Annotated in this window: 10 protein-coding genes; 1 reads left to right on the top strand and 9 read right to left on the bottom strand. The window is 73.1% G+C overall.

The features are described 5' to 3' along the window. Positions 1-304: 304 nt before the first annotated feature. The 5 genes from ACFWM2_RS14915 to ACFWM2_RS14895 form a co-directional block, all read right to left on the bottom strand. Positions 305-1360 carry a hypothetical protein gene (locus ACFWM2_RS14915; protein ID WP_383278470.1) on the bottom strand — a complete coding sequence of 352 codons (1056 nt, stop codon included), beginning with the start codon at positions 1358-1360 and terminating at the stop codon, positions 305-307. Then, positions 1360-2022: an RNA polymerase sigma factor gene (locus ACFWM2_RS14910; RefSeq protein WP_383278467.1), complete on the bottom strand. Its 663-nt coding sequence runs from the start codon at positions 2020-2022 to the stop codon at positions 1360-1362. The genes ACFWM2_RS14915 and ACFWM2_RS14910 overlap by 1 nt, the downstream gene beginning before the upstream one ends. 586 nt (positions 2023-2608) lie before the next feature. Further along, the gene (locus ACFWM2_RS14905) at positions 2609-3352 is read right to left on the bottom strand and encodes a hypothetical protein (RefSeq protein WP_383278464.1); all 744 of its coding nucleotides are present in this window, start codon (positions 3350-3352) and stop codon (positions 2609-2611) included. A gap of 36 nt (positions 3353-3388) precedes the next feature. Beyond that, entirely contained in the window at positions 3389-4006 is a 618-nt protein-coding gene (locus tag ACFWM2_RS14900; protein WP_383279732.1) for an RNA polymerase sigma factor, read from the bottom strand. A gap of 161 nt (positions 4007-4167) precedes the next feature. Next, positions 4168-4620 (bottom strand): hypothetical protein, encoded by a 453-nt coding sequence (locus tag ACFWM2_RS14895; RefSeq protein ID WP_383278461.1) that lies wholly within the window; start codon positions 4618-4620, stop codon positions 4168-4170. A gap of 182 nt (positions 4621-4802) precedes the next feature. On the opposite strand from ACFWM2_RS14895, the gene ACFWM2_RS14890 reads away from it, so the two are divergent. Continuing rightward, positions 4803-7574 carry an FG-GAP-like repeat-containing protein gene (locus ACFWM2_RS14890; protein WP_383278458.1) on the top strand — a complete coding sequence of 924 codons (2772 nt, stop codon included), beginning with the start codon at positions 4803-4805 and terminating at the stop codon, positions 7572-7574. A 167-nt stretch (positions 7575-7741) separates the two neighbouring features. Here the strand turns inward: ACFWM2_RS14890 and ACFWM2_RS14885 are convergent, their stop codons facing one another. The 4 genes from ACFWM2_RS14885 to ACFWM2_RS14870 all read right to left on the bottom strand — a co-directional run bounded on the left by ACFWM2_RS14885 (position 7742) and on the right by ACFWM2_RS14870 (position 11309). Then, positions 7742-8089, bottom strand: coding sequence for a hypothetical protein (locus ACFWM2_RS14885; protein ID WP_383278455.1), 348 nt, complete (start codon positions 8087-8089; stop codon positions 7742-7744). A gap of 175 nt (positions 8090-8264) precedes the next feature. Next, the gene (locus tag ACFWM2_RS14880; RefSeq protein WP_383278452.1) at positions 8265-8906 is read right to left on the bottom strand and encodes a hypothetical protein; all 642 of its coding nucleotides are present in this window, start codon (positions 8904-8906) and stop codon (positions 8265-8267) included. A 95-nt stretch (positions 8907-9001) separates the two neighbouring features. Further along, entirely contained in the window at positions 9002-9505 is a 504-nt protein-coding gene (locus tag ACFWM2_RS14875; protein ID WP_383278449.1) for a hypothetical protein, read from the bottom strand. Positions 9506-9659: 154 nt separating this feature from the next. Continuing rightward, entirely contained in the window at positions 9660-11309 is a 1650-nt protein-coding gene (locus ACFWM2_RS14870; protein ID WP_383278446.1) for a glycoside hydrolase family 20 protein, read from the bottom strand. Between the last annotated feature and the right edge of the window lie 420 nt (positions 11310-11729).

The raw sequence follows: 11729 nt of genomic DNA, 5'->3' as shown, positions 1-11729 counted from the left end.
TGTGGGGGGGGGGGGGGGGGGGGGGGGGTGGTGGGGGGGGGGGGGGGGGGGGGGGGGGGGGGGGGGGGGGGGGGGGGGGGGGGAGGAGGCCCCCCCCCCCCCCCCCCGCCTGGGTGCACCAAGCCGTGGGTACGGGGGGAACCCCGGCTCGATGCGACGGCCGATGACCAGTCGGCTCACTCATTACTGCGCCATGGCGGCCGAAAATGTCACACCCGGGCCGGAGAAAGCTGAGAGAAATACGAAACCGCTGGTCAGCGGCTTCCTGCCGGTCGACCCGGAGGGTTCTCCCAGCTCAGGAGGGTCACGGCAGCGGCAGCGCGCTGTACGGCGGCGACGGGTTCGGGCCGGCCGGTGATGTGGCGCCCGGGGAAGCCTTCGGGGTGGTCAGCGACTTGGCCAGGCCGACGACGGTGGGCGCGGGCGTCAGCACCCCGGCGTCGCCGGCATGGTCACCGGTGCCCCGGAATATGTGGTTGCTGTCGGCCTTGTCGCCTTTGCCGCTCTTGCCGGATTTCTTGTCGCGGTCCTCGTCACCGTCCGAGCGGTGATCGTCGCCCCCCAGCACGGCCTCGCAGTACTTCCGTACGCGCGAGGAACCCTGGGCCGCGTCCTCCAGGGCGCGTCTGCGCTCCCGGTCCAGCTCCTTGCCCCTGCGGAAGTCCCGGCAGGACGACAGCAGGCCGCGCCACTTGCCGTAGCGGCCGGACTTGCCGCGGCCGCTCGCACCCGGCCGGCCGCTCGCGACGCCGCCGTCCTCGGCCTCGTCGGACGCGGAGCCGCCGGCGGTCGGGCCGTTCGTGGTGCCGTCCGGCGTCGGCGCACCGACTCCGCCCTCCGCCGTGGCACCGGGCGACGGCGACAGGAGCGGCTGCTCGGACGTGACGGCTGCGGAAACCGAAGTCCCGGGCGTCGGCGCGTGATCACGGAACGGAGTCGGCAGCGCTCCGGTTCCGGCCGCCACGGCGACTCCGCCGATCATCCCGGCGGCCAGCGCGGCGGCGAGTCCGATCCGCACCGGCCGGCCCCAGTGGGCCCGCCGGCCACCGGGCCCGGAACGTCCGAGCCGGATCAGACCGGCGTCACCGGAGTGGGCGGCGGAGCGCGTACGGCCCCGGCGGCCGAGGAACGCCTCCTCGCCGTCGCGGCCCGTGCGCGCACCGCGGAAAGCGGCCAACGCGGCGGCCTCTCCCGGGAGTTCGGCGCTGCTCAGCGCGGCTTCGGCGGCCAGGGTGCCCAGGGCTTCGGCCAGCCGGTCCGCCTGCTTGCGGGCGTCGGCGTCGACGGCTTCCAGCGGCTCTCCGCGCAACAGACGCTCCGCGGCGTCGCGGTCCAGCCACTTGTACTGCTCGTCGGCCATCACATGTCCTTCTGCGTCCGCGCGCGCGTATGCGTCACACCGGCAGACGTCACCGCGCGTGTGCACGGTTCTCTCTGTGGGGGTACGGCGCCGAGCGCCTCCGCGGATTCCGCATCCGCGCCGAGGAGCTCCGCGAGCCGCTTCAGACCGCGGTGCGCGGCCGTGCGGACGGCACCGGGGCGCTTGCCGAGGGTCTCGGCCGCGGTCTTGGCGTCGAGGCCGACGACGACCCGCAGCACGACGGCCTCGGCCTGGTCCTGCGGGAGCTGGGCGATGAGCGAGAGGGTGCTGCCGGTGGCCAGGGCCTCGATGGCCTCGCCCGCGGTGTCCGACTCGGCGGCCTTCCCGGTCAACTCGGTCTCGTCGCCGCCGATCGCGGGACGGCGCCCACGCATCCGGATGTGGTCGAGTGCGCGGTTGCGGGCGATCCGGGCGGCCCAGCCGCGGAACCGGTCGGCATCGCCGCTGAACCGGTCCAGGTCCCGGGCTATCTGCAGCCAGGCCTCGGACGTCACGTCCTCGGCGTCCGGGTCGCCGACCAGTGTCCGTACGTACCCGAGCAGCCGCGGGTGCACGGCGCGGTACACAGTCCGGAACGCGGTCTCGTCCCCGGCCTGTGCCGCAAGCACCGCGGCGGTCAGCTCCGCGTCGTCCCCCAGCACCGCGCCCCTCTTGCGCCTCGGCCGGCACCGCTCTCGCGGACCGGGTTCTCGCCGTCGTGGTCTCTCACTTGATGGTCGCCGCGGTCGTGGGGCCCGTTCCTGAGCGTTCCCTGTGCCGCAGTCCGGCGCGAAAGGAACGTTACGGCTTGAAACCGCTCTCCGTCCATGTCCGTACAAGATGCAACTAACCCGTGATGCAGTGTGGTGTGACACAAAGCGCATGCACGGCGCTGTAGAGAGTACGGGCCGCGCGGCCCGTGCCGCGCGACGGCCGGGGCCTCTCCTGTGGGGGGTGGCGGCCCCGGCCGTTGCCATCGGCACGGTGGCCGGACGCACGCCTCGGACGGCATCCGCGAGGTCGGCCCGCCCGCGCACGCCCACCAGTTGACCTGCATCGACTCGTCCGCGAGCCGTCCGCTTGCGGCGGGGTGGCCCCATCGGGCCGGAGTGACGGGCCGGTTCCTGAACGGGCTCTCCCCTTGCCCCACTTCGGCCGGAAGCCGCGCGGCGTTCGCCGGGCGGGGGCGGTGCGCCCGGTGGCGGAGGGGTCCCGTACGCATTCCGCTTCCGCCGGCCGACGAGCGGGCTACTGCGTCGTGACGGTGCCGCTCTTCGGCTTCTTCGGCTCGATCGTCCCGGTCGGCTTGGCCGATTCCGATGCCTCGGTTTCCCCGGCCACCCCGGCCTCCTCGTCCTTCTTCTTCTGTTTCTTGTCTTTCTTGTCTTTCTTGTCTTGCTTGCCTTGCTTGTCTTTCTTCTCCTTCTTGGGCTTCTTCTCCTTCTCGGGCTTCGCGGGCTTCTTCTCCTCGGTGTCCTGGGGGGCCGGGGAACGGCCGAGGGGGTTCGTGCCGGTGGGGCCGGCCGACGTTCCCGGTGGCTCGGCGGGCTGCGTGGTGCCGCTGGACGGCCCGCCCCCTCGCCGCCCGTCGTCGAACGACAGACCGGCCGGCCCGATGCCCGCGAAGGCGACTCCGCCCAGGGCCAGACCGGCGATCAGCGCCGCGAGCGCCGCCCGCAAGGAGCGGCTCGCCCGGCGCTGTTCCCGCGGCCGCCAGTCGTCCCGCCGCCGGCTCCGGTCCGCGTGCGTTCCCTGCTCCCGCGCGGCCCGGAACGCCGCGATCGCCCGCCCCTCCGCCTCCGGATCCACCGGACCGCCCCGCACGGCGGCGACCAGGGCGTCCAGCGCGGGCCCCAGGTCAAGAGAGGGCCCGGCGTCAGGAAAGCCGGGCCCGGTGCCCTGGGGAGCCGGGTGCGGGCCCGCCGGGCGGGAGGCAGCCCGGGGGGCGGCCCGGCGTGCGGGCGCCTTCCCGTCGCTCTGCCGTTCACCCATGTCCGTATCCGTTCCTGGCCGTCGATTTCCTCGCGGTCATCCCGACTCCCCCAGCGTCCTGGGGCCCTCAGGCGTCACACCTTCGGCGTCGAGCTGCCGGCCGAGCCGTTTCAGGCCGCGGTGGGCGGCGGTGCGGACCGCGCCGGGGCGCTTGCCGAGGACGCGCGCGGCGGCGGGACCGTCGAGGCCGACCACCACCCGCAGCAGCACGGCCTCGGCCTGGTCGCGGGGCAGTCCGGCGACCAGCTCCAGGGCGTACTCGGTGGAGAGCGACTCCAGGGCCTGGTCCTGCGTGCTGTGGGTCCCGGGAAGCTCCAGGAGGTCCTGCTCGAGCGCGGTCGCCCGGGGCCGGACCCGGAGCCGGCGCAGATGGTCGAGCGCCCGGTGCCGGGCGATGGTCGCCGTCCAGCCCCGGAACCCGGCCCCGTCGCCCCTGAAGCGCCCCAGATCCCGCGCTATCTCCAGCCAGGCGTCGGACGCCACGTCCTCCGCCTCGTCCCCGACGAGTCCCCGCAGATATCCGAGCAGTCCGGGCTGCACGATCCGGTACGCGACCGCGAACGCGGCCTCGTCCCCCTCCTGCGCCCGCGCGACGGCCGTACCCAACTGCCCGTCGTACGCGTGCACGCGGCGGGGTTCCCCTCCCTGGCCCAACACTGTCCTCGTTCGTACCGAGTCGTCACGGATGCACACCGAGTGACACGGCCGACCGTGTCCACACACCCCCCATGGTCATCAGCGTCCGGCCCCGGATAAATGTCACAGCTCGTCAGAAGCCTTGCCCGCAGGGCAACTTGCTGCCGCTCCGGACTGGCTCAGGCGGTCCGCCGTCCGCAGCCGAGGGGCCGCGCCGCCCGCCCGTGCACCTGGAGATAGAGCATCCGTACGGATTCGGACGCCCCGGCCTCGAAGCGCTTCACCACCTTGCCGAGCGGATTCCACAGCCGCCCGTCCGGCATCCGCACCCCGACCGGCTGGCCGAACAACTCCCGCTGCTGCGCGTCGAACTCGACCCACGCGCCACCGGCCCGGCGGACGAAGACCTCACCGACGTAGACCCCGAGGCCGTACAACACCTGCCGCGCCCGCACCCGTTCGGGCTCGCCCTTGCGCACCCCGTCCACGATGAAGTCGACCACTCTGAGGCTGTCCACGGAGTAGTCCAGCGGCAGCCGGTTGCGTGCCGTGACCTGTCGCACGAACTCCCCCGCCTGCCACCGCATCCGTATCTCGATCCCGCTCCGCCGCCCCACGCGTTCCCCTCGCATCCGTCCCACCCCCGTACGACTCCGCATGCCTCTTGAAATCAAGCGGATCCGGCTCGCGGAATGTCACGCTCGGCCCGGAGTGATGTACGGCACACCTAATGCGGGTGACGTGGGCATCCCTGTGAGCTCAAATAGAAGGTCGCCCGCGCGACGGGTGTGCTGGTTGGGAAGTTTCACTAGGGGTGGGGCATTTGAGTCGACGAAAGACCCATGCGTACAAGCCGCTGAGTCTGAAGCGGCGGACGTGGCTGACGCTGGGGGCCGTCGTCCTGGGCGGGGCGGGTGTCGCGACGTACGCCGTGGCGAATCCGAGCGGTGACGCGAACGCCGGGGCCGCGCGCGGCAAGCGGCCCGTCGCGGTGCACGGTCTCGCGCTGAAGAGCGGCGGCGCCGGCGCACGCGAGCTGGACAGGACGAGCACCGAGGCGTTCTCGCTGGTCGGGGTCTCCTGGACCGCGGCGGCGACCGAACTCGACGGCACCGCTCAGGTGCGCACACGCAGCAGCGCGACCGGGAAGTGGAGCGGCTGGCAGAGCCTCGATCTCGGGTTCCGGCCCGTCGACCGCGCCGAGCCGGGGGCGAAGGACGCGCGCGGTGCCTCCCAGCCGCTGTGGGTCGGGGCGAGCGACGGGGTCGAGGCCCGCGTCGTCGCCGCCGACGGCTCCGCGAGCGACGGGCTGCCCGCGGGACTCCAGGTGAACCTCGTCGACCCCGGCGTGACCGCGGCCGAGGCCGCGAACACGGGGGCCGGCAGCGGCACTTCCGGCGGGGCCGACACGGCGAGCGGCACGACGGACAGCGGCACGACGGGCACCGGCACGCTGAGCAACGCCGCCTTCGTCGCGAAGGACCCGACCGACCCCGCCACGGCCACCGCCTCCGGCACGCCGTCCGAGTCCGCGTCCGACGGGCCCGGCAGCTCCGCGAGCGTGAGCGCGACCGCATCCGCATCCGCCTCGGCGAGTGACGGCCCGGCCGCGCCTCCGGCCCCCCGCGCCTCGACCGTCGTCGAGCCGCCCGTCGTCTCCCGTGCCCGCTGGGGCGCCGACGAGTCGACGGTGGCGGACGCGCCGGAGTACATCGACAGGATCAGCGCGGTCTTCGTCCACCACACGGGCGGCACGAACGACTACAGCTGCGCCCAGTCGGCATCGCTGGTGCGCGGTCTGATGGCGTACGACATCCAGGTCGAGAAGCGCAACGACCTCGGCTACAACTTCCTGGTCGACAAGTGCGGCCGGATCTTCGAAGGCCGCGCGGGCGGCGTCGACCTGCCCGTGCGCGGCGAGCACACGTACGGCTTCAACGGCGACTCCACGGGCGTCGCCGTCCTCGGCGACTTCGAGGGCGACACGACCAGCACGCCGGCGAAGCCCGCGGGCAAGCCGTCGAGGGCCGCCGTGGAATCGGTGGCGCGTCTCGCCGCGTGGAAGCTCGGCCAGTACGGCGGCGACCCGAGCGGCTCGGCGACGCTGACCGCCGACGCCGACACCGGCAAGTACGACAAGGGCGAGCAGGCCACGCTCAACACCATCGCGGGGCACAAGGACGTCGACACGACCACGTCGCCCGGCAAGAACCTGTACAGCAAGCTCGCCGAGATCCGCCGGTACGCGTCGAGCCCCGGCAAGAACTCCGCGATCCCGACCGCCGACTACACCGGTGACGGCGTCACCGATCTGGTCGCGGCCACGCCCAAGCAGGGCAGCGGCTGGCTCACGCTCGTGCCCGGCGGGGTCAACGGCCCCGTCTCCGGCTCGAAGCTGAAGCTCAACCAGGGCAGCACGGGCGTCCCGGGTGCCGCCGAGTCCGGCGACCAGTGGGGCGCGGCCACCGCCTGGGGCGACATCAACGGGGACGGCGTCGCCGACCTCGCGATCGGCGCGCCCGGCGAGGACGACGCCACGCACGCGGACCGCGGCGCGGTGACGATCCTGTACGGACCCAAGTTCGACACCGGCGCCGACACGATGGCGCTAGGCGACGACTACAACCCGAACAGCGCCAAGTTCGGCGCGACGGTGGCGGTCGGCGACTTCAACGCCGACGGCAAGGCGGACGTCTTCACCGCGGCCACCGGCACCGGCGGCAACTGGGCGGCACGCTTCGACGACGGCCACGAGGTCGCCGGCGACATCACGACCGTCAGCGGCGCCCTCGCCTACGCGGACGCCGCCTCCGGCGACTTCAACCGGGACGGGTACGCGGACGTCGCCCTCACCTACCGCGACGCGTCCGGCGCCGGCAAGATCACCTGGTTCAAGGGCTCCAAGGCGCTCGGTCTGTCCAAGGTGTCCACGCTCAGCGTCAAGGGCGGCCGCTCCATCGCCGCGGGTGACGTGAACGGCAACGGCTACGACGACATCGTCGTCGGCCAGCCGTACACCGCCGAGTCCGGTGCCCACGCGGGCGGCCAGCTCACGATGGTCCCGGGCGCGTCCACCGGTTTCACCACCACCGGCCTGACGACGGTCCACCAGAGCACCACGGGCGTGGAGGGCGCCGCCGAGTCGGGCGACGCCTTCGGCACCTCGGTCTCGGTGGGCGACTCCAACGCCGACGGTTACGCGGACGTCCTCACCGGCGCTCCGGACGAGGACATCACCCGGGACGCCAAGAACCGTTCCAACGCGGGCTCGGTCTGGCTGCTCAAGGGCACCTCGACGGGCCTCACCGGCACCGGTTCGGTCGCCCTCTCGCAGGACACGGCCGACATCCCGGGTTCCACGGAGACCGACGACAGGCTGGGCTCCGCGCTCTCCCTGAGCGACCTCACGGGCGACGGCTGCGCCGACCTCATGATCGGCGCGGAGGGCGAGGACACGGGCACCGGCACGCTGCTGTACGTGCCCGTGGCGGGCGGTTCCGTCGTCACGGCCAAGTCCGCGTACTACGGCATCACCCAGCTGGGCACGGCGGCGGCGGTCCACCTGGGCCAGGTGCTCACGCCGTAACGGCGCACGGCGCCGACACCGTCACGCGGTGCGGCGCCGACGCCATCACGCGGTACGGCTCCCACGCCGTACCGACACCGCACGACCGGCCGGGGTCCTGTCCTACAGGGCCCCGGCCGTCGTATGTCCGGCCGGGGCGAGGGGTGTTCGCCCTGACACGCCAGGCGTCAACCCCTGCCGAGACCCGCCGCGTCCCGGCACAGCAGCCGGAGCGAGCCGTCGCCCGCGTAGCAGCGCCGGGCCTCGTCGATCGGGTCCCACAGCCGCCCGTCGGGCGTGCGCAGCCAGTGGTCGCCGCCCGTCTGCCACCACTCGGCGCCCGTGTGCCGGGCGACGACCTCGCCCGCGTACGCGCCGAAGCCGCGAAGCACGCTCTCCACGGCGGCGTACGGCGCCGCCTCCCGGCGTATCTCCTCGATCAGCCGGTCGACCCGCCACAGGCTCTGCGCCGAGTAGTCGAGTCGCAGCCGCGCTCCTTCGCGCATCGTCGCGACCGTGTCCGCGGCCCACCGCATGGGCTTCGTCGCGGCATGCGGCCTTGTCGCTTGCTGAGCAGTCTGAGAAGTCACACAGGCAGAATCGTCGCGCGAGGCGGATTCGTCACGCGTCCGAAGGGAGTTCGCCACACCGGCCCAGGACCCCCACCCCCGGCCCGCAGGACGATCACAGGACCCCCTCGGCGAACGGGGTTTACGCCCGCCCGCGGGCTCTTCGCGACACCACGGCGCGCAGTACGCGACGCCCTTCCGTGCAGACGTCCAGCGCCGGGCGCAGACCCCCCGCGCCGTGGTCGGCGAGCAGCTCCAGGATGGTGACCTGGCGCCGCAGTTCGGCCGCGACGAGCGGCGACATGCCGTCCGTACGGCCCTCCCGGCGGGCCGACACCGAGGACGAACCGTCGTCGGCCGCGTCGAGGAGCCGGTGGATCTGCAGGGCAGCCACGGAGCACCCGTCGGCCCAGGCGCGCAGACCCGCGAACGAGGGCTGGGCGGGCACGGCGTCGAGCATCCGGCGGGCGAGCGCGGAGGCCTCGTCCTCGTCGCGCAGGGCGGCGGCAGCGGAGGCCGGCCGGCCGGGACCGGCCGGGACGCGATCCGCAGCGCCGTCCGCGCCGACCCGGGCACCCGTCGGCGCGCGGTCGCCGGAGTCCAGCTTCGCGCGCGCCTGCTCCAGCCGGCCCTCCCACGCGTCCCCGTCCACCAGGCTCGCCCACAGGGGGCGCAGGATCTCGTCGTCGCCGCCGAGCAGCGGAACACAGCGATCCAAACAAGCCAACCCGCTTGCCGCCAGGCCCCGCTCGTCGGCCTGAGCGATCAGCTCCACCAGGCTCATCAACGCCTCCTTCGACTCCACGAAGTCCCTCGTCGGGGCGCCTGTTTCTTACGGAGCCCGCACTTCCCCTTACTGCGTGCGACGAGCCGGGAGTGTCACAGCGGCACCACACCGAGCCGGTCGAGGAGCCGGAAGAAGAGGTTTTCGGCCAACGGGTCGGGGCCGCTGGACAGCACGTCGAGCAGCGGTTCGACGGGCACCGTGCGCCCGGCCTCGGCCGCCCACGCGACCGCCCGCCCGGCGGCGTCGGCCGGCTCCAGGAAGTAGTCGTCGACACCGAGGCCCTCGCCGTCGACGCCGAGGTAGCCGGCCATGACGTCCCGCGCCAGGCACGTCGTCCAGGTGCCGCTCTCCGGCGCCGCCGCCTCCACGGCCACACAGTCGCTGTCCATCACATAGCCGAAGAGCGCGGGCGCGCCGGACTCCTGGGCGAGCGTGTACATGGTGCCGACGTCGCCGTCGCCGCCCGGGTACTCCCACACCTGCCACCCGTCGGGCGCCGACGTGTGCAGCACCATGCCCGGTGCCGCGGTCAGCGCGTCGAGCTCGGCGAGCGGGCGCCCGCTGCTGCCGACGACGTAATAGCCCCAGTACCCCATAGGCCCGTCCCCCTCCGGCTGTCTCGGTTCGGCTCGCGCCGAATACACCACAGCCGTACGGGAGTTCGCCAGGGAATCGGACAATCCCATTGCGATCGTGCCCTGTCGGACGCGCCGGACGCCACGGCCCACGTGGCCGCACGCCGACCGGGACTCAGCCCAGCCGGTCCGCCAGCTTCTTGAAGTCCGCCCAGGACAGGGGCGGTTTGTCCGGGTCCCACAGTTTCTGGACCGTCGCCCGCAGCGGCATCCGCACGCCGGCCGCCACCTGGTCCTGCGTCTGCGACCCGGCGAGATCGCACCAGACGGCGAAGGACCCGCCGAGTATCTGCCCGTCGTACTGCCGGGACACCGGCGTGGAGCCGCGCAGAACCAGCGGGGTCCACTGCTCGTAGATGCGCTGTCCGGTCGGATAGACGAAGGTCTGCGGCTGCCCGAGGACGTAGTAGAGGTACTCGTCGTTGTAGTTGAGCACCTTGCGGCCCGCGCTCAGATACTCGGCCGGCCGGCGGGCGCCGATCTCCTTGCCGGTCCAGTACGCGACCTGGAGGTCGCCGTCCGCCTGGACCTTGCCCCCGCTGAAGAAGCCGTCGTTCCACGCCCGCGGCGTCCGGTCGTGGCCGCTGACCACCTTGGCCCGGTCGTTGAGCCAGCCGGTCGCGAGGTCGGCTATCCCCGCGCCCGAGCCGTAGGCGTTCACGGCCGCGGTGGCCAGCTGCGGGTAGGAGGCCGCCGGGTTCGACACCGTGAGCGCCTGGTACTCGTCACCGCCGAGGTGCCAGTAGCCGCCGGGGAAGAGGTCGGCGTACTCGTTCAGCAGGTCGTCGACGATGTCCGCGGACGCCTGTTTGGAGATGTCGACCGCGCCGCGGGTGGCGACCCCCTGCGCATTGCGCAGCTGGAGGTCCGGGTGCGCGGCGATCACGGCACCGAGGTGGCCGGGTGAGTCGATCTCGGGGACGACGGTGAGGTGACGGCTCTGCGCGAGGGCCACGATCCTGCGGACCTCGTCCTTGGTCAGGTGCTCCTTGGACACGATCTCCGGATGCGAGTCCGACTGGATCCGGAAGCCCTGGTCGTCGGAGAAGTGCAGGCCCAGCTCGTTGAACTTCAGGTCGCCCAGTTCCCTGACCCGGTCCTCTATCCAGCCGGCCGTGAAGTGCTTGCGCGCGATGTCGAGCATGAACCCGCGCCGCGGCTTCGCCGGCTGGTCGCGGACCTCGCCCTCGGGCGCCGTGGCGCCGTCGTGCACTTCCTGCTTGAGGGTGCGGGTGCCGTAGAAGACGCCCGCCTGGGCGGGCGCGGTGATGGTGACCCGGCGGTTCTTCACCGTCAGGGTGTACGACTCCGGGTTCGCGTCCGTGCTGTTGAGGCCCAGTTCGACATCGCCGTCCCGGGGCGCCGTCTCTCCCGCGTACGCCAGCTTGAGCTCGCCGGCCAGCAGTCGCCCCTCGTCCGCGAGACCGGCGTCGCCCACGACCACGCGGCCGCCCGAGGCCGGGCGCCAGCCGGGGCCGCGGGCGGGGGTGTGATCCCGTACGGCGGGAATCGTGCGGGGCGTCCGGGACAGGGCGTACGAGCGGCTCGGCGACGGGGAGGTGGAGGGGGCCGCCTTGGGCGGCTTCGATATCGCGGTGCCGGCCGAGGGCGTGCCCGCCCCCGTGGCCCCGTCGTCGCCCGAGGGCCACAGCGCGACGGTCGCCGCGGCGGCGCCCCCCAGGGTCACGGCGGCCGCGGCCGCTATCGCCGCGACCAGGGCCGGCCGCCTCCTGCGCGCCGCGGCCCGGCGCCTGCGCGCGTTCACCGCTGTCCGTCCTTCGCCTCGGCCGTCCGGGTCCAGTCCAGGTCGTACATCGCCCGCGCACCTCCTCGCGCACGCTTCGTACGCTGGTCGTGTTCCCCTCGTAAGCCTCCTGGCACGGAGACCTCCCGCACACCTCCTTGTACGCCGTCCAGGTGAACCTAAGCCTGCGCCCCATACGTCCACCACACTTTCCGAACCTCTCTCTTGCGGGTGAAAATCAGGCGTCCGTCGGACAGCTCATGACCCGCATCGATAACGTGGCGGCACATCGCTCACACGTTTCCCTTCCGACACACACGTGACGTCCACGAGGCGTCACCGGATCCCATCGCCGAGGACCCACGCTGCCTTCGCACCGTCACCCACGCCTCCCCGGCCAGGTCGCACTTCCCGAGCAGAAGGGCGCGGCGCCGTCCCCGG

Origin of the sequence: Streptomyces sp. NPDC058371 (assembly GCF_042723265.1) — a bacterium.
GTDB lineage: Bacteria > Actinomycetota > Actinomycetes > Streptomycetales > Streptomycetaceae > Streptomyces.
The sequence above is the reverse complement of the archived record's forward strand: the minus strand, read 5'-3'. Positions and strand labels throughout refer to the sequence as shown.